We start from the raw sequence: 23,281 nt of genomic DNA on the forward strand, positions 1-23,281 counted from the left end.
ATCAACACGCAACCCGGCCGAGACGCGGACGTCAGGGCCGGGTTGAGTTGAAAAGCAATCAGTCTTCGAGAGCCGCGAGAACCTCGTCGGACAGATCGATGTTGGTGTAGACGTTCTGCACGTCGTCAGAGTCTTCGAGCGCGTCGACGAGCTTGAAGATCTTGCGTGCGCCGTCGACATCCAAGGGAACCTCGACGGAAGCGCGGAAATCGGCTTCAGCGGAGTCGTAGTCGATGCCGGCTTCCTGAAGTGCCGAACGGACGGCAACCAGATCCTGTGGCTCACTGACGATTTCGAAGGTTTCACCGAGATCGGTGACCTCCTCGGCACCGGCGTCGAGCACAGCCATCAGGACGTCGTCCTCCGACTGGCCGTTCTTCTCGAGCGTGACGACGCCCTTGCGAGCAAACAGGTAGGAGACGGAACCCGGGTCAGCGAGGTTGCCACCGTTACGGGTCATCGCGGTGCGAACTTCACCGGCTGCGCGGTTGCGGTTGTCGGTGAGGCACTCGATCAGAACGGCGACGCCGTTGGGTCCGTAGCCCTCGTACATGATGGTCTGCCAGTCTGCGCCGCCCGCTTCTTCACCGGCGCCGCGCTTGCGCGCACGCTCGATGTTGTCATTGGGAACAGACGTCTTCTTCGCCTTCTGGATGGCGTCGTACAAGGTGGGGTTGCCCGTGGGATCGCCACCGCCGGTTCGTGCCGCCACCTCGATGTTCTTGATCAGCTTCGCGAAGGATTTGCCACGACGTGCGTCGATCACAGCCTTCTTGTGCTTGGTGGTGGCCCATTTTGAGTGGCCGCTCATGCGATTCAAGCCCCTTTCCTGCTGCGTTGCGCACGCCGAATGCGCGTCTTTCAGCTCTGCCGATGTTACCCGTCCCACGTCACAACTCGCTGCATCCCCCGACACGAATTAGTCAAACCGCGCATTGTTTGCATAGAATGCAAACATGTTGGTCCGAATAGATCACGCCTCCACAACTCCACTCGCGGAGCAGATCGCAGCCGGGGTTCGTGGCTCGGTCATCCGCGGTGAGATCGGTCCAGGTGACCGCCTGCCGTCCGCTCGCGCTCTCGCCGAGTCGATCGACGTCAATCTCCACACGGTTCTTCGTGCGTACGCAACACTCCGCGACGAAGGCCTGATCGACCTCCGACGCGGACGTGGCGCCGTCATTCGCGCCGAATTCGACTCGGGAAGAACAGCTCTCAACGAATCTGCGCGCGAGTTCGTACGGCAGGCCCGCAATCTCGGACTCGATACTGCGCACATGCTCGACCTCATCAAGGAGACCAGCACACAATGACGACCAGCAAGATCCGACTCTGGACAGCAGCTTCGCTGACTCTGATCCCGACCCTGATTCTGGTTCTCGCACGCTTCGCGTGGGGTGACCGCCTTCCCGAAACCGTCGCGAGCCATTGGTCCGGATCGACCCCGGACGGGTTCAGCACCACGACGACGTTTTTCGCCATCACGCTGGTGATTTCACTGGTGGCTGTCGTTTGCGCCTGTGTCGTCGCGGCCCGTTCGAGCGACAACGCGCCCTTGTTTCTCGCCGTAACCTCGATCTCGAGTGCGACACTGGCGACGATCTGGATTCTGAGCGTCGCCTTGACGATCGACGCCGGGTCGCCGGAAGACGCGCGTATCGGCTGGTGGATTCTTGCGCCGATCGCGGCGGTACTCGTAGGAGTTCTGGCATACGCGCTGCCTGACCAGCAACGAAGCGGCCCGGAGTCGCCACTGCCGACCCCGACGCTCGACACTCCGCTGACGGCCTCCGAACGTGCAGTGTGGGTCGGGCAGGTCCGCAGCGTCTGGCCGTGGATCGTTACCGCCGGCCTCGTAGTTCTCGTGATCGCGACTGCCGCGTACTCGGATTGGTGGGTTGCCGTGATCCTAGGTGTGTCCACCCTCGCCGTCACAGCATTCGCGTCGGTCACCGTGCGCGTCGACCGTCACGGTGTCGGCATCAGTTCCTGGGGCGTTCGATGGAAGAAGATCCCCATCTCGAAGGTGAAGTCCGCATCAGTCGACGCGATACGTCCGGCCGAATGGGGTGGATGGGGTTACCGAATGACACCGCGCGGAACAGCCGTCACTCTCCGCTCGGGTGAGGCCATCGTGGTCACTCTCGAGAACGGACGACTGTTCGCCGTAACCGTCGATCACCCGGAAGACGGTGTGAAGCTGATCAATTCGTTGGTTCAGGCTGGTTGATTCACGAACAACGTCAATTTACGAACAACGTCAATTCACGAACAACACGGCAGCGGCATTGCCGGCGAGGTAGAAGCCGGCAATGCCGAACACCCAACCCATCGCGCTGTCGCCGTGGCGTGAGATGAACGAGTCCACCCCGCTCAGCGGCTTGTCCAGTCGGTCGCCGGCCACGATCCGCCCGCACAACAGAAGCACTGCCGGAGTGGCCATGATCAGGCAGTATCCGGCAAGTATCGACGCAGACGTGACTGCGGACAGCCCAGCAGCGGTGATCATCGCGATCGCCGCCAAGTAGGGCAGCATCGTCACCAATTCGGCGGTCCCGGCAGCAATTGCCAGAAGTACAACACTTCTCGCGGAACTGGCCGAGCCGAGCACCCGCTCTCGCCAAACATGGGTTCGATCGGCTTGACCGGATGTGCGCCTCTTCTCGGAATCGAATCGAAAGCTCCACGCGAACAACGCGATACCGAGTATCAACTGCGCACCGCGGGCGGCGGGGGTTTCGAGCAGCGGGGCGACGACAGGCATACCTGCCCGTGCCGTCGTCCAGACTGCCACCCCGACAACAAAATAGAACGTCGTGATGACCACCAGATACGTCAGCAGCCTGCGAACCTGCGGTCGTCCCGGCATCAACAACATCCAGACCGGGACGACCAAAGTTCCGATGCTCGTACTGTCCAGCAGGGCGAGCCCGCCCAGCGTGGTGAGCAGGACGAGTTTCACGTCAGTCGTTTCGGCGCTCGGGTATCGCTGTCTCCCTCGTTCGGACTGCATTCACGATGTCGAAGGCACCGATGATCGCGAGGATCACGCCGAGTGGTCCGCCGCGAAACCAGAAGAACTCGGCGTCACGCGCGAACAGCCACAGACAGCCGCCACCGACGACCAAGAGAATGCCGATCATCAACTCGAAGCGAATTTTCATACGTCGAGCCTGTCTTCTCTATCGAATCCGCACATCAGCCATCGGAACAACGCCGACCTCATCATTTGGTATGACAAGTCAGGCGCCCCGATGTGCTCTGATAAGTCTGTGGTGACCAGAAGTCGGAGTGTCGGCAAGTGGAACGATCCGCTCATCGCCTTCGGCCTGTTCGCGATCGGGGTACTCCTCTACCTGGTCGGCCTGTACCAAATGTGGACCGATGTCGGAGGTGTCGGCGACGTTCCCGCCGGGGTTCGGATCGGGATGCTGGCTCTGCTGTGTGCGATCGACTCGTTCCGGCGGGTGCGTCCGGCAACAGCTTTGGCGGCGGGGGCCGTCATCGTCGCGGTCGACGCTGCCCTGGGACCCACTCTGCCGATGTGGCTGGTCCTCTCGGATCTCACCTACGCCGCAGTTCTGTACGGGACGGCGCGGCTGGGCCGAGTGGTGTGTTCTCTGACCGCGGTGACGGTTGCCGCGCTCACCGCACTCGTCTACCTGTCCACCCAGGACGTCCGCGCTGCGGCTGGGGCAGGCGTGGTGACGGCACTGTTCTTCGGTACGCCGGTGTGGTGGGCACTGGTCATCCGTCGACAAGTCGAACTGACCGAGGCCGAACGCGAGCGTTCCAGAGTCCACGAAGCACTCGCCGCTCTAGACCGCGAGGCCGCAGTCGCTCACGAACGAGCAACCATGGCGCGCGATCTGCACGACGTCATCGCAAGCCACCTCTCCGCCATCGCAATCCATTCGGAGGCGGCACTGTCCACCACAGCTCTCTCCGGTGAACGGGGCGAACCAGACGACGGCTTGCGGGAGATGATCGGGGCGATCAGATCGAGCAGTCTCGCGGGCCTTTCCGAGATGCGGTCGATGATCGAACTGCTCCACGCCGGGGACGACGAGACCCCGGACCCGCGTTCCTCTCCCCCGCGGCTGACCGAGTTGCCCGTCGTCCTGGACGCAGTTCGGGCAGCCGGCGGCACTGTGCACGTTGCGATCGACGTCGATGCTGCCGCCTTGCCGAGCGTGGTCGATCACACGGCGTATCGGATCACCCAGGAAGCCTTGACCAACGCACTCAAACATGCGCCCGGTGCGCCGATCTCGATGTCGATCTCTCTCCAGCACAATGCATTACAGATCGAGATCCGAAACCCCGTCGGTCCCGACACATCCCATCCGCGAGCAGGAACGCGCGGACTTGCAAACATGCGTCACCGCGCCGAGCTGCTGGGCGGTTCACTCGACGCACTTCCGGTCGACGGAGAATGGACGGTATGCGCACAGCTACCGGTCCCCGCACCGAACGGAACGGATCGGTGATCACCGTCGCCCTGGTCGACGACCACGCCGCGATCCGCTCCGGCCTGGCGATGATCCTGCGGCAGCACGACGACATCGATGTCGTTGCAGAAGCCGGTGACGGAGCGTCGGCGATCACCGTCACCCGCACGCATCAACCCGACGTCGTACTCATGGACGTCCGGATGCCAGGCACCGACGGCATCGAGGCGACGCGTCAGATCATCGGGACGACCCGCAGCCGGGTTCTGGTGTTGACCACCTTCGACCTCGACGAATACGTCTTCGCGGCCTTGCGCGCCGGCGCGTCGGGATTTCTGCTCAAGACTGCGACCGCGGACGAGCTGACCAGCGCTATCCGCAACGTCGCGGCTGGAGATGCAGTGCTCGCTCCTCGCGCGGCGCGTGCACTGATCGGCGAGTTCGTTCAGCGTGCACCCAAACCCACCGAACCGCTGGGATTGAGCGAGCTCACCGATCGTGAACGCGAGGTGCTCGCGCTGCTTGGGACGGGTATGTCCAATGCCGAACTGTCGCGTGAACTCGGTGTCGGTGCTCCGACGGTGAAGTCTCATGTGTCACGAGTTCTGTCGAAGTTGCACCTCACCTCACGCGTCCAGGCGGCGATCCTTGCCCGCGAACTGGAGCTGTAGGTTCGGCCGAGGCTGACTACTCGAGTTATCCGCGAACCAGATCGACGAACATCTCGTGCACTCGACGGTCCCCGGTGACCTCGGGATGGAAAGAAGTGGCGATCACCGAGCCCTGCCGAACCGCGACGATCCGGCCCGCGGCCTCCCCCGCGGCGGCGGGAACCTGTGCAAGGACCTCCACGCCCGGTCCAACTCGCTCCACCCACGGCGCGCGGATGAAGACGGCGCGGATGGGATCTCCGATGATGCCCTCGAACTCCAGGTCGGACTCGAAAGAATCGACCTGTCTGCCGAAAGCGTTGCGGCGCACCGTCATGTCGATGGCGCCGAGATGTTCGGCGTCCGGCCGGGTGTCGAGTACCTCGCTCGCCAGAAGAATCATGCCGGCACACGAACCGTAGGCCGGCAGCCCGCCGCGAAGACGCTCACGCAGCGGATCCAACAGTTCGAACACCTGCAGAAGCCGGCTCATGGTGGTGGATTCGCCACCCGGAATCACGATTCCGTCTACCTTGTCCAGCTCCTCCGGCCGTCGGACACCCACGGCATCCGCACCCGAATCATCAAGTGCAGCAAGGTGCTCGCGAACATCACCCTGGAGGGCGAGTACACCGATCAACGGACGCGTCATCACACAGTTCCTGTCTTGTTCTCACGGCTGTCGGGTTCGCGTTCCAGACGCGTCAAACCCTCCTGAACCACCGCTGCCACCATGTTGCCATCGCGATCGTAGATACGCCCTTGAGTGAGCGCGCGACCGAAACCTGCCGACGGCGATGTCTGGTCGTAGAGCAACCACTCGTCGGCCCGGAACGGACGCAGGAACCACATCGCGTGATCGAGCGAAGCAGTCTGCGTCTTCACGCCCCGGTGCGGGACTTTCGAAGTTCCGAGCAGGGTCATGTCACTGAGGTACGCAAGCGTGCAGATGTGCAACAGCGGACGATCCGGCAGAGCCTCGCGGTAGCGCATCCACACGCGCTGTTGTGCGGCGAGATCCGGCGCTGACGCACTCTGCTCGGCCGGCACAATTCTGATGTCCCAGTTCTTCCACTCTTGGTAGAACTGCGATTCCGCCAACTTGGGAACGGTCTGCGCGTCCTGCAAGTCCTCCGGCGCCGGAACGTAAGGCATCCGATCCTGATGCTCGATACCTTCGTCCTCGACGTGGAACGAGGCCGACATCGTGAAGATCGTCTTGCCGTCTTGGACTGCGTTCACCCGGCGGGTGCAGAACGAGCGCCCGTCGCGGATGCGGTCCACCAGGTAGACCGTCGGAATCTTCGGGTTGCCCGGGCGCAGGAAGTATCCGTGCAACGAGTGCACGTGGTAGCTCTCGTCGACGGTGCTCACGGCAGAAACCAGAGACTGCCCGGCAACCTGCCCGCCGAACGTCCGCTGAAGTGCAGTGGGATGGACCGCACCACGGAAGATGTCCTTCTCCAGGTGTTCGAGCGCGAGGATCTCCTCGATACCAACCATGAGTCCTCCGGAAATAGACCGCCGCAGTGGGCGCGATGACGGTTTACAATATCGCCTCGGCGAGCGGGCACGGCACCATGGTGGGCGTGAGCACATTCATCCCGTCCACTCCCCTCGCCCTGGCCGAGCAGATCGCAACGCTGACCGGATCATTTCCGTCGGTGGCGGTAGTAGCGATCGACGGACCTGATTGTGCGCAGCCGTCTCGGCTCGCGGAACTCGTCCGGGCCGCCGTCGAGTCGCACAGCAGGCCGAGTGCTGTTGTGTCACTGCACGACTACGTGCGGCCGGCTTCGCTGCGATACGAGTTCGGTCACGAGGATGCGCTGAGTTACCGCACCATCTGGTTCGACTATCCGGCACTCGATCGTGAAGTGATCACCGCCGCCCGCACCAAACGAGCGTTCTTGCCGAAACTCTGGGACGAACCCACCGATCGATCGGCTCGCTCGACCCGCGTCCCCGTCCATGAGCGCGCGGTCATCGTGATCGCCGGTCCGATGTTGCTCGGGCGTGGGCTGGAGTTCGACGTCAGCGTCCGCCTGGACATGAGCGAACCTGCCATGCGGCGGCACACACCGGAGGCGGATCTGTGGACCGTCGACGCACTCCTCGAACACCGATCAGAGGTGTCCGAGGAGGTCGATTTCGAGGTCAGGTACGACCATCCGGCCCGGCCTGCGGTGCGGTCTCGCCCGTGAAGGTCTCGCTGCGATTGATTTCACTTCGGGCGACCTCACTTCGGCCGACCTCACTTCGGGCGATACAGCCTGGTCAGGCCTTCCTGGACGACTGCAGCAACCATGTTTCCTCGGCTGTCGAAGATTCGTCCCTGCGTCAATGCGCGACCGAAGCCCGCTGACGGCGACGTCTGGTCGTACAACAGCCACTCGTCGGCCCGGAACGGCCGCAGGAACCACATGGCGTGATCGAGCGAGGCGCTTTGCATGGCGACGTCCATGTGAGGGCCTCGGGAAGATCCGAGCAGCGTCATGTCGCTCATGTACGCAAGCGTGCACACGTGAAATACCGGGTCGTCCGGGAGAGCCTCGCGGGAACGGAACCATACTTGCTGCTGTGCGGCAGCGCCTGGACGTTTGTTGATGTCGGCCTTCGGCACCATCCGGAGGTCCCAATCGGACCACTCGCGAGCCAACCACGCAGTCTCGGGATCTTCCGAATCCTGGGCGATGGCCAAGGTCTCGGGGTCAGGGACCGGCGGCATCTCGTCCTGGTGCTCGATGCCTTCGTCTTGGACGTGGAAGGATGCCGACATCGTGAAAATGGCTTGCCCGTCTTGAATTCCGGTGACCAAGCGGGTCGCGAACGATCGACCGTCCCGAACACGATCGACCAGAAAGACCGTCGGCTCCATCGGATTGCCCGGACGCAGGAAGTACCCGTGCAACGAATGAACTGAATAGGCCGGATCGACCGTGCGTACCGCCGACACCAATGCCTGGCCGGCGACCTGGCCGCCGAAAGTGCGGGTCAGGGTGGTCTCCGCGATGATTCCTCGAAAGATGTCACGCTCGAGGCGTTCCAACTCCAGAATTTCTTCGATCCTCGCCATCGATGCTCCACATCTTCCCGTGTACCGACGTCTACCGACCTTCACACAATGCCTGACGCACCCCCGGCCACCAAAGTGGGCATCCGAAAACCCTGAGCGACGGGGCGCATCGACTCAGAACGGCGGTGGATCGTCTCCGCCGTCGAAGGTCCTCCTCGGGGCCTTCTTCATCCGCCGGTGCATCCGTATCCGCTGACGCCGGCGCTCACCCCACACACGAGAGGCCTTGTTCTCCAGACGTGTGCGCCGACGCCGACCACCCTCGGGCAGTACAGGCTCGAGCATTCCCGCCAGCAGACCTGACGGCCTGGTTCGGTAGCAATGTCCGGTCGGGGAGGTCAGCATGACACTCCGGTCCGGGTTCGAGGTGTGCAACCACTGACCGGAATGCTTGAGGCGGTGATGGTTTCGACAATACGCACTCAGATTCGACGCCACGGTCTTTCCACCACGAGCGGGATTGCGATGATCAAAGGGCTCAGTGTGATCAAGATCTGAATTCCATGCAGCGACATCGCAGTGCAACCACTGGCAGCTTCCTGCGATCACCCGCACCCAGGTGTCGAGGACAGTGCCGGGGCGGTAGACCGACGCCGAAGGAACAACGGGTGGAGGTACTGGCTCGCCCTCACCGGAAGACTCGAGCGCGGCATCGGCTGGTACCTTCACCTTCCGAATCAGCGCAGCCGCGGCGATGTCACGCGCATGCTCTGCACTGATCACTCCATAACCGTCGAGGTGAGCGGGTTCGTCTGCACCTGGTGCGTCACCGCCCTGAAGCGTTGATTCCAGCATGACCACGTGAACCAACGGCCGACGCACCACGACAATCCCGCTTCGATCTTGTGGGCAATCGTCCAGGCCGCAATCGCACGGCAGAATCGTCGACCCGGATACCAACGCTCCCAATGCGTCAGCTCGTCGTTGCTCGTACTTACGGGAATCGTGCCGACACACCGACATTGCCAACTCCCGCAACCGACGGTCGAAAGCCCGTGCTTCCTCCGCCGGAATACTCCCCAATATCCGCGCCATTCCGTCCTCGGCAGCGCTCACACCCACGAACCGATCAGCCAGGGCGCGGCGTCGACGTTCGCGTATCCCCTCGGGATCCACCACGGCGACGATCCGGTCGATAGCCGCTGTCAATCGGCGACCGGTCAAGCCAGTACCGCCAGGCATCGGTGGCGCCGAGATCTTTTCGAGGAGTTGCCGTTCCACCTCGTCGATCAAATCGTCAGCGACGTTGGCCGTAGCGGAGTCGATCAATCCGACTCGATACAGATCCAGTTCTCCGCGCGCCATGGCGGCACGCGTGCGATGGAGGCGAGTCTTGAGAGAAAAGCCGAGACCGATCAACTTTCCCGCTGCGGCACGGCCCATGGTCAATGCCGCGCCGAGCTCGGCCTCAGCCAGTTCGTGAGCGGTAGACGACCAAGCACCATTATCGGTGTGGTCAGCGCTGCGACGCTCGAAAAACTCAGCAATGGCGGCGAGTTTCCGTTCCACGAGCATCGATTCGCGCGCATGCAGGTTGGCAATGAGATCGATGAGGGCGCAGTCGGATTCAGCACCGGACAGCAGCGCTGCGGTACCCGAACTTCCTACTCCGTCATCGAACATTCCTCAACATTATTCGAATATACGTTCGATATCCATGATTTCCAGGAATCAGTCCGAACAATCCCGATTGACCGAAAATCCATGGCGAATATCACCAAAAGTGATGGGGTGGGCGCAAATACGACTTGGACTTGCCGAGACTCCCGATGACAGACTCGAACACCATTCCCGGACAAAAGAACCCATTGAGGAACCGATGAACGACGCAAGTACCTGGACCGCACGACTCGCCGCACTCGACCTGACCCTCCCGCCTGTTGCCACCCCCGCAGGCTCATACCTTCCCGCCGTTCAGACGGGGTCATACGTCTACACGTCGGGGCAATTGCCGCTCGTCGACGGCACTACGACGTGCATCGGCAAGTTGGGCGAGGGCGTCTCCGTCGAAGACGCCGCCCAGGCGGCGCGGTTGTGCACTCTCAACGGACTCGCGGCCGTTGATGCCTTGGTCGGTCTCGACCGCATCGTTCGGGTCGTCAAGGTCGTTGGATTTGTTGCTTCGGGATCCGGATTCTCGCAGCAACCCCAGGTGATCAACGGTGCGTCCGACCTGCTGGCCGAGATCTTCGGTACCGCTGGACAGCACGCCCGCTCTGCGATCGGCGTGGCCGAACTCCCCCGAAACAGTGCCGTCGAGGTCGAGTTCGTGTTCGAGGTATCGGACAGCATCTGACGGTCCGCCACACCCCGAAGGGCGGCGGTTGCCAATGCAACCGCCGCCCTTCTTGTGTGAAGACTTTCAGGCACTGAGCCCGGTCGTCGAACCTGCTGTCACCAACCGCGCTCTGCGAGGCGGTGTCCGACGGGCAGGTCGTCGACGTTGATGCCGACCATTGCCTCGCCGAGTCCGCGCGAGACCTTGGCGAGCACGTCCGGGTCGTCGTAGAACGTGGTGGCCTTGACGATTGCCTCGGCGCGCTGCTTCGGGTTGCCAGACTTGAAGATACCTGATCCGACGAAGACGCCCTCGGCGCCGAGCTGCATCATCATCGCAGCGTCTGCCGGGGTGGCGATGCCGCCGGCGGTGAACATGGTGACAGGCAGCTTGCCGGCCTTGGCGACCTCGACGACCAGTTCGTAGGGGGCCTGGAGTTCCTTGGCGGCTACGTACAGTTCGTCCTCGCTCAGCGAGGTCAACCGGCGGATCTCGCCGCGGATGGTGCGCATGTGTGTGGTGGCGTTGGAGACGTCTCCGGTGCCGGCTTCACCCTTCGAGCGGATCATGGCCGCGCCTTCGTTGATGCGACGGAGCGCTTCACCGAGGTTGGTGGCGCCACACACGAAGGGAGCGGTGAACTTCCACTTGTCGATGTGGTTGGCGTAGTCGGCCGGGGTCAGGACCTCGGACTCGTCGATGTAGTCGACGCCCAGGCTCTGCAGGATCTGCGCTTCGACGAAGTGACCGATGCGTGCCTTCGCCATGACGGGGATGCTGACGGTGGAGATGATGCTGTCGATCATGTCCGGGTCACTCATGCGCGAGACGCCGCCCTGTGCGCGAATGTCTGCGGGGACCCGCTCGAGTGCCATGACGGCGACGGCGCCGGCGTCTTCGGCGATCTTGGCCTGCTCAGCGGTGACCACGTCCATGATCACACCGCCCTTGAGCATTTCAGCCATGCCGCGCTTGACGCGGGCGGTGCCGATGGCGGTGGCGGGGGCAGAGTCGGGGGTGCTCACAGCAAACTCCTGCAGTAGTGGCGTGACGAAAGAAACAAGGCACGGCGAACACACGAGTTCATTCGCTCGGAGGCCTCTGGCCAAAACTCTAGGACGAACCGGCCTTCGATTCCGTATCCAATTTGCCATTGCTGGCCTTAAACTGCCCGCGAGCACTGAACGACCGAACGATCAGCGGATGGAACGCACTTCCGGATCCTCGGAACCGTCCGCAATCGTCGCGGCCTCCACCAGGAGGTTTGCCAGATCCAACGGGTAGACGGGCTCACCGGACTTGGCCAGTCGGCGGATCTCGTCGGCGCTGCACCAGCGATGACCCGTAATCGCACGCTGCTCCAATTCCGTGTGGCCTTGGAAGACCGGCTCGAAGCCGTGAGTGCGCGTAGCGAAGAACAGCTCTTCCGAACGGATCAGCTCACCGTCGAACGGGAAGATCGCCACCCGACGCCAAAGCGGACCTCGCAGATTCTCCGGCGCCACGACGAATCCGGTCTCCTCCTCGATCTCACGAACCGCGGCCGCTCGCAGATGTTCGCCGCGTTCGAGCCCGCCGCCGACGGTGAACCAGAAGTAAGTGTTCGGGATCTTGGGATCGTGCCCGCGCAACAGCAGCACCCGATCGTCCTCGTCCAGCATCACCACGCGGGCAGAGGTCCGTGACGTATCCACGGTGATTCCCTCGGGCACCGCCGCCGCTGTCGTGCGCTCAGAGATCTCGAAGTACTGAGGCAGTGGCGCCGTTCCGCCGAGATGTAGCCAGCGAACAAGTCGTCGGGTACGCAACGCGAGAGTGTCTCGCACCGCGTCGTTGTGGAACCGCCGGGCGATCAGCACGCGCGCCTCGGCATCGGCCAACTCGGCCACCAGTTGAGGTCGCAGCGACGTCGTGCCGTAGGCAGCGAGAGCATTGGACAGCCGGTTCTCGGCAAGCTCGCGATCCTGACGATCCGCCCGTTCGGCGGCGTCCGCCAAGGTGACGAATCTGCGGGCGTCGTCGGCGCTCATGTCCACAGCCGCCGCGCGGACAACCGCGGCACGACGGGACAGAGCCGCATCGAGCGCCAACCACGACTGATCCGAACGCACATGCAGTCGATCGAGTCGGTTCGCCGTCCCGTACGCCCACAGTCCGACGACCAGGACGACGGCAGCGACGAGCCCGAGAATGAAGATCGTCAGAGCGGAGAAGGTCATGAACCCACCACGCGTACGCCGGTGCCGCCAACCGTGACGGTCTCGTAGACACGCAGGATCTGTTCGGCCACCACCGGCCAGTCGTATTCGGCAACAACACTTGTCGCGGTGTTGACCAGCGCGCGTCGTCGATCCGGGTCACCGAGAACGGAATCGATTGCCTCGGCCAAGGCATCGGAGTTCCCGATGGGGACCAGCAAGCCGGCCTGACCGTCGCGAAGAACACGGCGAAAAGCGTCCAACTCACTGGCCACGACGGCAGTGCCAGCCGCCATGGCCTCGACCAGCACGATCCCGAAGCTCTCACCGCCGAGATTGGGCGCGCAGTAGACGTCCGCACTGCGAAGCGCCGACGCTTTCTCCTCATCGCTGACCTGCCCGAGCAGGCGGAGATGCTTGAAGTACTTGCCCGCCTCTTTGCGGAGTTTCTCCTCGTCGCCGCGTCCGACCACGATCACTTCGAGATCCGGGTGACGCTCGACCAACTCCGGCAACGCACCGAGTAGTACGGCCATCCCCTTGCGCGGTTCGTCGTAGCGACCGAGGAACAGAATGGTTCCACCTTCGCGCGGGTAGCCGGGCAACAGATCGGCCTCGGCAAACGCTGCGACATCGACGCCGTTGGGGATCTCGACGGCGTCGGATCCGAGGGACTCGACCTGCCAACGACGCGCCAACTCCGAGACTGCGATCCGGCCGCTGATCTTCTCGAGATACGGAGCCAAGACACCCTGAAAAGTGCTCAGCACCAAGGACTTCGTGGTCGACGTGTGGAAGGTGGCGACGATCGGGCCTTCCGCGATACGCAACGCGAGCATGGACAGACTCGGCGCATTGGGTTCGTGGATATGTAGAACGTCGAAGTCACCTTCCGCGATGAACTTGCGGAGGCGGTTGTTCGCCGTCGGGCCGAAGGACAACCGCGCAACAGAACCGTTGTAGGGAATCGCGACGGCTTTACCTGCGGAAACCACAAAATCCGGCAACTCGTCGTCATCGGACGACGGCGCAAGCACACTCACTTTGTGACCACGTTCGATCAGCACCTCGGCCAGATCCACCACGTGCGCCTGCACGCCACCGGGGACGTCGAAGGAGTACGGGCAGATCATGCCGATCTTCATTCACCCTCCATGCGGGCGAGCCGCGATTCGGAGAGGTCGGAGCGCCACAGCGGCTGAAGCATGTGCCAGTCAGCGGGGTGCGCTGCGATGTTGACCGCGAAACGGTCGGCAAGTGCCTGCGTGGCCGGGCCGACTCCGCCGGATACGTCGATCGGTGGGTCGATCTTGAAACCCCAACCGTCGGGAGTGAACCAGCAGTGGACCGGAAGTAGCGGCGCGCCGGTATCGATCGCGAGCTTCGCCGGGCCGGCGGGCATGCGAGTGGGTTCTCCGAAGAAGGTGACGGGCACACCCTTCTTCGCCAGATCGCGCTCCCCCAGCAGGCACACGATCTTGTTCTCGCGCAGATGCTTGGACAGTTCGACGAACGGTGGATGCTCCCCGCCGCTGAGCGGAAAGATCTCGAAACCGAGACTCTCGCGGTATTCGACAAACCGTTCGTACAGGGATTCGGGCTTGAGCCGCTCGGCAACGGAGGTCAACCCACCCCACTGCTGAACACACCACACGCCGGCCATGTCCCAATTACCGCTGTGGGGCAGCGCCAATACCGCGCCATTACCTGCCGCCATTGCCTTTTCCAGATGATCCTGGCCCTCGACCAGCGCATGCAGCGCTTTACCTGTCGCGACCAGATCCATCGACGGAAGACGGAACGCCTCACGCCAATACCGGGCGTACGAGCGCATCGAATCCTTGATCAACTGATCCGGAACTTCCGCCGGCGTCGTGCCCAGAACTCTCGCGAGGTTCTTCCTGAGTTGTTCGGGTCCGCCCTTGCGTACCGCGAAATCCGCTCCGGCGTCGAACAGCTTGACCGCCACCGATTCCGGCAGGCTTCTCACCAGCCGCCAACCCGCGGCATATCCCAGATCGGTTGCGCGCTCGGAAAAACTCACTGCTCGGCCTCACCTTCAGGCTTGGGATCGCCCTCGGTGTTCGGCGCGCCTTCGACCGTCGATGCCGCCGGGGCGATCGGCAGAAGTTCCCGGGCGCCAGGCGAATTGCGCACCGCGAGCACTCGTTGGAAGACCGTCACGATACTTCCGGCGGCAAGTACCCACATCGCGATGTGAATCGCCCACGGTAGACCCATACCTGTCAGGCCAGATCCGACCAACACGATGATCAGTCGGTCCGGGCGCTCGATCCACCCTCCGTCCGCAGTCAGCCCGCTCGCCTCCGCGCGCGCCTTCGCGTACGAGATGACCTGCGAGGTGACGAGGCAGATGAGCGTCGCGACGAGCAGCCACTTGCTGTTCTCGTGGTAGACCGCCCACCAGGCCAGGCCGGCAAAAATCGCGCCGTCGGCCACGCGGTCGCAGGTCGCGTCCAGTACCGCCCCGTACCGCGTTCCGCCGCCGCGAGCACGAGCCATTGCGCCGTCGAGCATGTCGAACATGACGAAGAACCAGATGAACAAGGTTCCCCAGAACAGATGTCCGGACGGAAACAGCGTCACCGCACCGGCGACGCTTGCCACCGTGCCGATCACCGTCACCGAGTCCGGCGTCAGACCGGTCTTGACCAGCGCCTTCCCCATAGGTGCCGTCACCTTGGACACCGATGCGCGCCCGAAGAAGCTCAACACCGCAGGAACCCTCCCCGTCGTGAGTTCCGGTTCGGAACTCGTTGCAGCAATGCATCCTGCCATGAAGCCGGATGCATCAACCTATTGTTGCCAGGCACCGGCGAGTAGTCCCCTGGTCTCCCGCAGCAATTGCGGCATCACCTTGACCCCACCGAGCACGGTGATGAAGTTGGCGTCGCCGCCCCAACGTGGCACTACGTGTTGGTGAAGGTGCTCGGACAGCGAACCGCCCGCGGCAGCACCGAGATTCAGACCGACGTTGAATCCGTGCGGATTCGACACGCTCTTGATCACCCGCAACGCACGCTGGGTGAACGCCATCAACTCGGCGCTCTCCTCCGGCGTGAGGTCTTCGAGGGCCGCGACCTTGCGGTACGGCACCACCATCAGGTGACCCGGGTTGTACGGGTACAGGTTCAAGACCGCGTAGACGTGTTCACCGCGGGCGACGATCAACCCTTCCTCGTCCGACATTTTCGGAATGTCGATGAACGGTTCACCCGTCGTACCCGGGGTGTTGGGCGCCTCGGTGATGTACGACATCCGATGTGGCGACCAAATACGCTGCAAATGATCAGGATCGCCGACGCCGTGGTCGATCAGCGAACCCGGACCATCGTCACCGGGGGCGCTCACTGCGCCACGCTTGGCTGCACCAGTTCGGCTGTCGGCGAGGCATTCTCGCGGCGGCCGATCCACTCGGTGATGATCCGGACGGCGTCGTCGACGGGAATTCCGTTGATCTGGGTGCCGTCACGGAAACGGAAGCTGACCGCGCCGGCTTCCACGTCACGCTCGCCCGCGAGGAGCATGAACGGGACCTTTTGCGTGGTGTGGTTACGGATCTTCTTCTGCATCCGGTCATCACTGAAATCGACCTCGGCGCGAACACCGGCTGCCTTGAGCTTCTTCGTGACGTCGAACAGGTGATCGGCGAAGGCCTCGGCCACCGGGATTCCGACGACCTGCACCGGCGCCAGCCACGCCGGGAACGCGCCCGCGTAGTGCTCGGTCAGGACACCGAAGAACCGCTCGATCGAGCCGAACAGCGCGCGGTGGATCATGACCGGACGAGTCTTGACGCCGTCGTTGCCGGTGTATTCGAGCTCGAACCGCTCGGGCAGGTTGAAGTCGAGCTGGATGGTCGACATCTGCCAGGTGCGGCCGAGGGCGTCCTTGACCTGAACGGAAATCTTGGGACCGTAGAAGGCGGCTCCGCCCGGATCCGGCACCAGCGTCAGGCCGGAAGCTTCACCGACCTCGGCGAGCGTTGCGGTCGCCTCTTCCCAGACGTCGTCGCTACCGACAAACTTGTCCGGGTTCTTGGTGGACAGTTCGAGGTAGAAGTCGTCGAGGCCGTAGTCCTTGAGCAGGTTCAGAACGAACTGCAGGGTGGTGGTCAGCTCGTCGCGCATCTGCTCACGGGTGCAGTAGATGTGAGCGTCGTCCTGGGTCATGCCGCGCACACGGGTCAGGCCGTGGATGACGCCGGATTTCTCGTAGCGGTAGACCGAGCCGAATTCGAAGAGCCGCAACGGCAATTCACGGTACGAACGTCCGCGAGCACGGAAGATCAGGTTGTGCATCGGGCAGTTCATCGGCTTGAGGTAGTAGTCCTGGCCCGGCTTGCGCACGGTGCCGTCCTCGTTCAGTTCCTCGTCGACGTGCATCGCCGGGAACATGCCGTCGCGGTACCAGTCGAGGTGACCGGAAACCTCGTACAGATGCCCCTTGGTGATGTGCGGAGTGTTGACGAACTCGTAGCCCGCCTCGATGTGGCGGCTGCGCGAGTAGTTCTCCATCTCGGTGCGGATGATGCCGCCCTTGGGGTGGAACACCGGCAGACCCGAACCGAGCTCGTCGGGGAAGCTGAAGAGGTCCAGTTCCGTACCGAGCTTGCGGTGATCACGACGCTCGGCCTCGGCAAGCAGTTCCAGGTACTCGTCCTGAGCCTCGGTGGACTCCCACGCGGTGCCGTAGACACGCTGCAGATCGGCGTTGTCCTGGTTGCCACGCCAGTAGGCGGCGGAGCTTCGGGTCAACTTGAAGGCCGGGATGTGCTTGGTGGTCGGAATATGCGGGCCGCGGCACAGATCGGACCAGATCTTGTCGCCGGTGCGAGGATCGAGATTGTCGTAGATGGTCAGCTCGTTGCCACCCACCTCCATGATCTCGGGATCGTCGATACCGGACTTGTCGTCGATCAGTTCGAGCTTGAAGGGCTCGTCGGCCAACTCGACCCGAGCGTCCTCGATCGAATCGACCACTCGACGCGAGAAACGCTGCGATCCCTTGATGATCTGCTTCATACGCTTTTCGAGCTTGGCCAGATCCTCCGGAGTGAACGGACGATCCACTGCGAAGTCGTAGTAGAAGCCGTCCTTGATCGGCGGACCGATGCCGAGCTTCGCGTCGGGGAATTCTTTCTGAACCGCCTGCGCGAGGACGTGGGCCGCGGAGTGCCGGATGACGCTGCGGCCGTCCTCGGTGGATGCTGCCACCGGCTCGACGTCGACATCGACCTCAGGTGTCCACGACAGATCCTTGAGCGTTCCCTCGCCATCGCGGACAACGACGATCACGTCGGGCCCCTTCGTGGGGTATCCGGCTTCGCGCACTGCAGTCCCGGCGGTCGTCCCCGCGGGCACCCGAAGTGGGGCGGCTGAGTGCTCTGGCGCGGGACTGGTCACGGCGATGTGCTCCTAAAGGTATTGCGACAAGTTAGACAGGCGTCGTACCCACTGCGAGCACGCGCACGATCATGTTATCGGCCCTACCGACATGGTGAGACAACCGAGTGAAGGAAACCGGGCCGCGTTCAGCTCACAGTGGCGACTCGAGCCACGAGTAGTCCAGGCCCACCCATGTCCCGATCAGGCCGAAGGTGCCGAGCACCCACAAAGTCGCCAGGACGATCACTGTGGTGAACAGAACGCCCAACCCCTTGACGAACAGCGACTGCTTGCCGAACCATTCCATGAACCTGTCGTATCGAGCCTTCGCGAAATGAAGGAGTCGATGTGCCCACGCGAACTCCGACGCCAGTATGCCGAGGCCGGCGAAGACGATGAGCCAACCGGGCCCGGGGTACGGAATAGCCACGATGCCTGCTGCGAACACGATCGTGCCCACGACTCCGACGCCGATGCGGTACGCAAGATTGAGGGTGGGCCGCGCGGCGATTCCAGCGCGCCACCGCTCCCAGCGGGACTCTGCGTCTTGGAAGACGGACAGGTCTGAATCGTCGACGGGAGAATCGACCTTTTCGGTACTCAAGTCGGTCACCTTTTCGGTCGCGAAATGTCTCTTCGACCAGGCTACCGAAATCGTCGCCCGGCGACCTGCGTCGACGGTCTGCATGCCGAAACAACCGTGCCCTCGAACAGCTGTGCTCTCAAACGACTGTGCTCTCAAACGACTGAAGGCGTCCCCGATGATCGGGAACGCCTTCAGTGTTTTTCTGTGGTCCCGGCTGGGATCGAACCAGCGACCTTCCGCGTGTGAAGCGGACGCTCTCCCACTGAGCCACGGGACCGTAAGTCATCCGAACGCATGCGCTCGAACGAGTTGGAACATTAACACGGCTGCGCGATGAATACGAATCACCAGGTTGGCATTCGTTTTGCCCCAGGCGACCCCGAAATCTCCGAATTCGAGCTGATTTCAGACCGTATTCATCGCCAAGACGGGCAGTTGCAACGCGCGCGACGGGCCGATTCGACTCCGAACACGCCACTGAGCTGGTGATTTGTGTGTATCCGACACGGTCGGCTAATGTTTCCAACGCACCGAGGAGAGCGAGCAGCTCCCCAAGCAACACGGTGCGATGCGGACGTGGCGCAGCTGGTAGCGCACAACCTTGCCAAGGTTGGGGTCGCGGGTTCGAATCCCGTCGTCCGCTCGAGAGGTGTGACTCAACCTTTTACGGTGGAGTGGCCGAGTGGTGAGGCAACGGCCTGCAAAGCCGTGCACACGGGTTCGATTCCCGTCTCCACCTCGCGCGATTAGCTCAGCGGGAGAGCGCTTCCCTGACACGGAAGAGGTCACTGGTTCAATCCCAGTATCGCGCACCACGTCAGGCCCTCGGGCCTGATGGTCAAGACCTGCTTGCAGGTCTGATAAGTTAGAAAAGTACTGAGTTCCGGTAACGGAGTTCATTGCTCATGCGGACGTGGCGCAGCTGGTAGCGCACAACCTTGCCAAGGTTGGGGTCGCGGGTTCGAATCCCGTCGTCCGCTCCATTTTTCTCCAGAACCCGCGCGATTAGCTCAGCGGGAGAGCGCTTCCCTGACACGGAAGAGGTCACTGGTTCAATCCCAGTATCGCGCACCATTTGAAATTGCAAGAAGCCGGAACCTCAGGGTTCCGGCTTTTTGCGTTCGAGCGCCGAACACATCTACCGCAGTACAGACGCAAGCCCTCTCGGGAATCCACGTCAGTACTGGGGTTGATGTAGCTGATCAGATTGTTGTAACTGATCAGTGAGAGAAGCGGTTCGCTGCCGAAGTCATCGCGCGCAGCGAGGACTCAGTCGACGACTCCGCAATCCCCATCGCCCAGCTCCGACGGCCGTCGCACTCGGTAAAGATGAACGTCGCCGTGCGGTGGCCGATCTGGTGCTGATGGAAAGACAGGATCTCGAGCGAGATTCCCGCGTCGTGCAGCATCGACGTCATGGCCGAGATCGCGCCAGTCGAGGTGGCGGAAGCCTTCTGGATGCGCTCCCCCAGACCGAGAGTCGCTTCGAAAGTCCAACGACCCGGCGCAATCTTCTCGGAGGACCACGCGCCCAAACGGATCGGGCCGCTCATAGCCGCATACGTGGACTCGAACTCGGTCCAAGACATCGCCGAGCATTCGGCACGCAGGCCGACTGGCAGAGATTTTCCGTGACGCGCCGCGAAAGGATCAGCAGCGGTAGAAGAAGAATCAGAACCGAAGGCAGAATCAGAAGCGAAGGCGAAGTTGTAAGTCATGATCGTGGTCTTCCTAGAATGAAGTGGAGGACCAACTGGTAGCAAGACGACCCGCAGCGAGGGGTCGGTCCGATTCAGACCCCGCTACGGCGGCTTACTACGAGAATTCGCTTCATGAGAGACGAGGCTAGGCGGCCCGGTTCGAGAATGCAACCCGGACCGCCTCCGCACAGGTCAGACCTGAGCCGATTTATGCTCGGCGATCAGGGCGCGATACCACTCGAACGAGGTCTTCGGTGTGCGCTTCTGGGTGTCGAAATCGACGTGTACCAGGCCGAATCGCTCTTTGTATCCCGCAGCCCATTCGAAGTTGTCGAGGAGTGACCACACAAAATAGCCACGGACGTCGACACCGTCGTCCATTGCCGATCGGAGGGCGCGAAGGTGCGCGTCGTGGTAGTCGATTCGTACTTCGTCCTCGACGACGCCTGCGGCATCCGGTGCGTCGTGGAATGAACATCCGCTTTCCGTGATGTAGATCGGCGGCAGTGCGTCACCGAACCGAGCTCGGAACGTCCGCAGGATCTCACCCAGCCCTTCGGGAACGATCGGCCATCCGAAATCGGTTGTGGGATAACCGGTAATCGCGACAGGCGCAAAGGGCAGGCCCGGCGGCAGGTCGACCTCGAGCACACCTTCGGTCCCTTGGCCTTCCACCGGAGCGGCAATCATCGTCGGCTCGTAGTAGTTGATCCCGTACCAGTCGAGCGGCGCCCCGATGATTTTCAAGTCCTCGTCGACGGGACCGCTGAGCAGCTGAGCGAATTCGTCGGCGGGGTACTTCCCGACCAGAACCGGGTCGGCGAACATCCAATTGACGACGTGGTCGTAGATGTCGGCAGCCATCACGTCTTCCGGGGAATCCGAGGCGGCACGCACCGGTGCATGGTTCGAGGCGATTCCGATGTTCGTGCATCCGGTTGCCCGAAGCGCTTCGACAGCGAGGCCGTGCCCGAGCAGCTGGTGATGTGCGGCTTGGAAAGCCTCGAACCCCAAGGCCAGGCCGGGGGCATGAACTCCCAGGGCATGACCGTAGAGCGTGTGCACTACCGGTTCGTTGAGCGGCATCCACATTCCGACACGATCGGACAACCGTTCGCCGACGACCTGGGCGTACTCCCCCAGCCGGTACGAGGTGTCTCGGTTCATCCAGCCGCCCTGCTCTTGCAGTGCGAGGGGCAGATCCCAGTGAAAGAGAGTGACGGCAGGAGCAATTCCCACCGAACACAGTCGATCGATCAGGCGGTCGTAGAAGTCGAGCCCTTTCGCATTCACAGCCCCCGATCCGGTGGGCAGAATTCGCGACCACGACAGGGACAGCCGATAAGCGTCGAGCCCGAGGTCTTTCATCAACTCGATATCCGATTCCCAGCGGTGATAATGATCGGCAGCAACCGCTCCGGTGTCGCCCCCGACGACTACACCGGGGCGGTCACAGAACTCGTCCCAAATCGACGGTCCGCGACCGTCTTCGGCCACAGCTCCTTCGATTTGGTAGGCCGCGGTGGCGGTTCCCCAGACGAAGGAAGACGGAAATTCTGGTGTCGGCTGCCGAGTCATGTCGGTCAGTTAATCAAAGAACCGTGCAAAACACGCAGCTTTGTTGGACACTCGACCAGTATCAAGATCCAGTACCGTTCGGCCTAACCGAACGAACGAGACAAAGGCCCTGCTTGATGACGGATAACACCCGCACCCTGACGAGGGCTCGGATCGCCACTTCGGTGGCCTTCGGACTTCAAGGATTTCTGCTCGCCGCCATTCTGACGCAGCTGCCGCAGTACAAGGATTTGTTCGAGCTGAGCGAGACACTGGTTGTGGTTGCGGTTGTCACCGTGTCCGTCATCGCCGGGCTCGGCAGCGTGCTCGCCGAGATTCTGGCCGTGAGAACGTCGAGCAAGATGACTCTGCGAACCGGACTCGCCGTCATCGCAGTCTTCGGCGGGGCAACCGGAATTGCGCCCAACGCGGCGATGTTCTTCGTCTTCCTGGCGATCTACGGCATCGGACTCGGCATGGTCGACGCCGCCGCCAACATGCAGGCAGTCTCGATCCAACACGCCAAGGGTCGCTTCATCCTCTCCTCGTTCCATGCTTCCTGGAGCGTCGGAGCGATTGTCGGCGCTCTGTTCATCTCTGCTACCGCAAGCCTCGACATCTCGATCCGCATAACGCAGGTGATCGCGGGAGTTGTTGTCGGACTGATGCTTCTGGCCTTCGGCCCGCAACTGCTCGATCGCTCCGAGTCTCCGGTTGCCGATGCAAACATCACGAGCACCGCGAAATTCACCGTACCCACCCGCGCGTTCGTCCTCCTCGGCGTCGCGATGGCATTGTTCTATGCGGTCGACTTCAGCGTCGGAAACTGGTCGACGCTGTACGTCAAGGACGAACTGCTCGCCGACGCCGGGACGGCCGCCCTTTCCGTGGCGGCGTACCAAATCGCGGCACTGGTCGCACGACTGACCGGCGACTACTGGGTCGGCAAGTTCGGTGAGACCACCGTCGTGCGGATCGGCTCTCTCATCGGCGTGGTCGGCATGACGATCGTTGTCCTCGCGCAATCTCCCGCCGTTGCCATCGCCGGCTTCCTGATCGTCGGCCTCGGCGTACCGGTGATCGCCCCGATCTGCTTCAGCGCCGCCGGACGGATGGCTCCCCCGGATCAGGTCGACGCGGTGATCGCACGAATCAACCTCTTCAACTACGTCGGCACGGTGGTCGGCGGCGGCATCGTCGGCGCGGTCGCTGCCTTCAGTGACCTTCGAATCGGGTTCCTGATTCCGCTGGCGTTCTGCGCGATCTTGATAGTTCTTGCTCCCGCGTTCGCACCGAAACGAGCCACGACGCCGGTCGCCGAGAACGCCGCTTGAGCATCACGCTCGACGAAGGTGGTGTACTTGATCAACCGAATCA

General features: G+C 62.5%; 24 protein-coding genes and 6 tRNA genes. 12 read left to right on the top strand and 18 right to left on the bottom strand.

Annotated features, from left to right (window positions below):
- Positions 1-58: 58 nt before the first annotated feature.
- Positions 59-811: a YebC/PmpR family DNA-binding transcriptional regulator gene (locus H351_RS18340; protein ID WP_007732951.1), complete on the bottom strand. Its 753-nt coding sequence runs from the start codon at positions 809-811 to the stop codon at positions 59-61.
- Between the two features lie 145 nt (positions 812-956).
- On the opposite strand from H351_RS18340, the gene H351_RS18345 reads away from it, so the two are divergent.
- Both H351_RS18345 and H351_RS18350 read left to right on the top strand, forming a co-directional pair.
- Positions 957-1,313 carry a GntR family transcriptional regulator gene (locus H351_RS18345; protein WP_003943322.1) on the top strand — a complete coding sequence of 119 codons (357 nt, stop codon included), beginning with the start codon at positions 957-959 and terminating at the stop codon, positions 1,311-1,313.
- The gene (locus H351_RS18350; RefSeq protein WP_029255286.1) at positions 1,310-2,230 is read left to right on the top strand and encodes a hypothetical protein; all 921 of its coding nucleotides are present in this window, start codon (positions 1,310-1,312) and stop codon (positions 2,228-2,230) included. The genes H351_RS18345 and H351_RS18350 overlap by 4 nt, the downstream gene beginning before the upstream one ends.
- Positions 2,231-2,260: 30 nt before the next feature.
- Here the strand turns inward: H351_RS18350 and H351_RS18355 are convergent, their stop codons facing one another.
- Positions 2,261-2,962, bottom strand: coding sequence for a GAP family protein (locus H351_RS18355; RefSeq protein ID WP_029255285.1), 702 nt, complete (start codon positions 2,960-2,962; stop codon positions 2,261-2,263).
- Between the two features lies 1 nt (position 2,963).
- On the bottom strand, positions 2,964-3,164 hold the full coding sequence (locus H351_RS18360; protein ID WP_003943331.1) for a hypothetical protein: 201 nt from the start codon (positions 3,162-3,164) through the stop codon (positions 2,964-2,966).
- 111 nt (positions 3,165-3,275) lie between these two features.
- On the opposite strand from H351_RS18360, the gene H351_RS18365 reads away from it, so the two are divergent.
- Together H351_RS18365 and H351_RS18370 are read left to right on the top strand one after the other, a co-directional pair.
- Positions 3,276-4,490 carry a sensor histidine kinase gene (locus tag H351_RS18365; RefSeq protein ID WP_244891371.1) on the top strand — a complete coding sequence of 405 codons (1,215 nt, stop codon included), beginning with the start codon at positions 3,276-3,278 and terminating at the stop codon, positions 4,488-4,490.
- Positions 4,445-5,122 (top strand): response regulator, encoded by a 678-nt coding sequence (locus H351_RS18370; protein WP_046378508.1) that lies wholly within the window; start codon positions 4,445-4,447, stop codon positions 5,120-5,122. The genes H351_RS18365 and H351_RS18370 overlap by 46 nt, the downstream gene beginning before the upstream one ends.
- Positions 5,123-5,147: 25 nt before the next feature.
- Here H351_RS18370 and pdxT read toward each other — a convergent pair whose 3' ends face one another.
- Together pdxT and tesB are read right to left on the bottom strand one after the other, a co-directional pair.
- Complete coding sequence (gene pdxT, locus H351_RS18375) at positions 5,148-5,753, bottom strand: pyridoxal 5'-phosphate synthase glutaminase subunit PdxT (protein WP_003943308.1); 606 nt, start codon at positions 5,751-5,753, stop codon at positions 5,148-5,150.
- Positions 5,753-6,604: an acyl-CoA thioesterase II gene (tesB, locus tag H351_RS18380; protein WP_020969525.1), complete on the bottom strand. Its 852-nt coding sequence runs from the start codon at positions 6,602-6,604 to the stop codon at positions 5,753-5,755. The genes pdxT and tesB overlap by 1 nt, the downstream gene beginning before the upstream one ends.
- Positions 6,605-6,639: 35 nt before the next feature.
- On the opposite strand from tesB, the gene H351_RS18385 reads away from it, so the two are divergent.
- Entirely contained in the window at positions 6,640-7,305 is a 666-nt protein-coding gene (locus H351_RS18385; RefSeq protein ID WP_244891372.1) for a nucleoside/nucleotide kinase family protein, read from the top strand.
- A 50-nt stretch (positions 7,306-7,355) separates the two neighbouring features.
- Here the strand turns inward: H351_RS18385 and H351_RS18390 are convergent, their stop codons facing one another.
- Positions 7,356-8,177, bottom strand: coding sequence for an acyl-CoA thioesterase (locus H351_RS18390; protein WP_019748291.1), 822 nt, complete (start codon positions 8,175-8,177; stop codon positions 7,356-7,358).
- 114 nt (positions 8,178-8,291) lie between these two features.
- Positions 8,292-9,800: an HNH endonuclease signature motif containing protein gene (locus H351_RS18395; protein WP_029255282.1), complete on the bottom strand. Its 1,509-nt coding sequence runs from the start codon at positions 9,798-9,800 to the stop codon at positions 8,292-8,294.
- Positions 9,801-9,996: 196 nt separating this feature from the next.
- Between H351_RS18395 and H351_RS18400 the strand changes: the two genes are divergently transcribed.
- Positions 9,997-10,473: a RidA family protein gene (locus H351_RS18400; RefSeq protein WP_020969521.1), complete on the top strand. Its 477-nt coding sequence runs from the start codon at positions 9,997-9,999 to the stop codon at positions 10,471-10,473.
- A gap of 98 nt (positions 10,474-10,571) precedes the next feature.
- Here the strand turns inward: H351_RS18400 and pdxS are convergent, their stop codons facing one another.
- The 9 genes from pdxS to H351_RS18445 all read right to left on the bottom strand — a co-directional run bounded on the left by pdxS (position 10,572) and on the right by H351_RS18445 (position 18,924).
- Positions 10,572-11,480, bottom strand: coding sequence for a pyridoxal 5'-phosphate synthase lyase subunit PdxS (pdxS, locus tag H351_RS18405; RefSeq protein ID WP_020969520.1), 909 nt, complete (start codon positions 11,478-11,480; stop codon positions 10,572-10,574).
- Positions 11,481-11,651: 171 nt separating this feature from the next.
- The gene (locus tag H351_RS18410) at positions 11,652-12,674 is read right to left on the bottom strand and encodes an NUDIX hydrolase (RefSeq protein WP_003943320.1); all 1,023 of its coding nucleotides are present in this window, start codon (positions 12,672-12,674) and stop codon (positions 11,652-11,654) included.
- Complete coding sequence (locus H351_RS18415; protein WP_003943332.1) at positions 12,671-13,798, bottom strand: glycosyltransferase family 4 protein; 1,128 nt, start codon at positions 13,796-13,798, stop codon at positions 12,671-12,673. The genes H351_RS18410 and H351_RS18415 overlap by 4 nt, the downstream gene beginning before the upstream one ends.
- Positions 13,795-14,697, bottom strand: a complete 903-nt coding sequence (locus tag H351_RS18420; RefSeq protein ID WP_021344147.1) for a phosphatidylinositol mannoside acyltransferase — start codon at positions 14,695-14,697, stop codon at positions 13,795-13,797. The genes H351_RS18415 and H351_RS18420 overlap by 4 nt, the downstream gene beginning before the upstream one ends.
- Entirely contained in the window at positions 14,694-15,389 is a 696-nt protein-coding gene (pgsA, locus tag H351_RS18425) for a phosphatidylinositol phosphate synthase (RefSeq protein ID WP_037120344.1), read from the bottom strand. The genes H351_RS18420 and pgsA overlap by 4 nt, the downstream gene beginning before the upstream one ends.
- A gap of 81 nt (positions 15,390-15,470) precedes the next feature.
- Positions 15,471-16,025 (bottom strand): ATP adenylyltransferase, encoded by a 555-nt coding sequence (locus tag H351_RS18430; RefSeq protein ID WP_019748284.1) that lies wholly within the window; start codon positions 16,023-16,025, stop codon positions 15,471-15,473.
- Complete coding sequence (gene thrS / locus H351_RS18435) at positions 16,022-18,079, bottom strand: threonine--tRNA ligase (RefSeq protein WP_007732914.1); 2,058 nt, start codon at positions 18,077-18,079, stop codon at positions 16,022-16,024. The genes H351_RS18430 and thrS overlap by 4 nt, the downstream gene beginning before the upstream one ends.
- Before the next feature lie 133 nt (positions 18,080-18,212).
- Positions 18,213-18,665, bottom strand: a complete 453-nt coding sequence (locus H351_RS18440) for a TIGR02611 family protein (protein WP_029255280.1) — start codon at positions 18,663-18,665, stop codon at positions 18,213-18,215.
- Between the two features lie 187 nt (positions 18,666-18,852).
- Positions 18,853-18,924, bottom strand: a tRNA-Val gene (locus tag H351_RS18445).
- Positions 18,925-19,217: 293 nt separating this feature from the next.
- Between H351_RS18445 and H351_RS18450 the strand changes: the two genes are divergently transcribed.
- The 5 genes from H351_RS18450 (at position 19,218) to H351_RS18470 (ending at position 19,721) form a co-directional block, all read left to right on the top strand.
- Positions 19,218-19,290: transfer RNA gene (locus tag H351_RS18450), tRNA-Gly, on the top strand.
- A 25-nt stretch (positions 19,291-19,315) separates the two neighbouring features.
- A tRNA-Cys gene (locus tag H351_RS18455) sits at positions 19,316-19,386 on the top strand.
- Position 19,387: 1 nt separating this feature from the next.
- Positions 19,388-19,462, top strand: a tRNA-Val gene (locus H351_RS18460).
- A 92-nt stretch (positions 19,463-19,554) separates the two neighbouring features.
- Positions 19,555-19,630: transfer RNA gene (locus H351_RS18465), tRNA-Gly, on the top strand.
- Between the two features lie 16 nt (positions 19,631-19,646).
- Positions 19,647-19,721, top strand: a tRNA-Val gene (locus tag H351_RS18470).
- 146 nt (positions 19,722-19,867) lie between these two features.
- On the opposite strand, the gene H351_RS18475 is transcribed toward H351_RS18470, so the two are convergent.
- Positions 19,868-20,365 carry an alpha-isopropylmalate synthase regulatory domain-containing protein gene (locus tag H351_RS18475; RefSeq protein WP_029255279.1) on the bottom strand — a complete coding sequence of 166 codons (498 nt, stop codon included), beginning with the start codon at positions 20,363-20,365 and terminating at the stop codon, positions 19,868-19,870.
- 174 nt (positions 20,366-20,539) lie between these two features.
- Positions 20,540-21,925 (bottom strand): GH1 family beta-glucosidase, encoded by a 1,386-nt coding sequence (locus H351_RS18480; protein WP_029255278.1) that lies wholly within the window; start codon positions 21,923-21,925, stop codon positions 20,540-20,542.
- A gap of 116 nt (positions 21,926-22,041) precedes the next feature.
- Between H351_RS18480 and H351_RS18485 the strand changes: the two genes are divergently transcribed.
- A complete protein-coding gene (locus H351_RS18485) occupies positions 22,042-23,238 on the top strand; it encodes an MFS transporter (protein ID WP_019748279.1) in 1,197 nt (398 codons plus the stop codon).
- Positions 23,239-23,281: the final 43 nt, after the last annotated feature.

Origin of the sequence: Rhodococcus erythropolis R138, from assembly GCF_000696675.2 — a bacterium.
Lineage (GTDB): Bacteria > Actinomycetota > Actinomycetes > Mycobacteriales > Mycobacteriaceae > Rhodococcus_F > Rhodococcus_F erythropolis.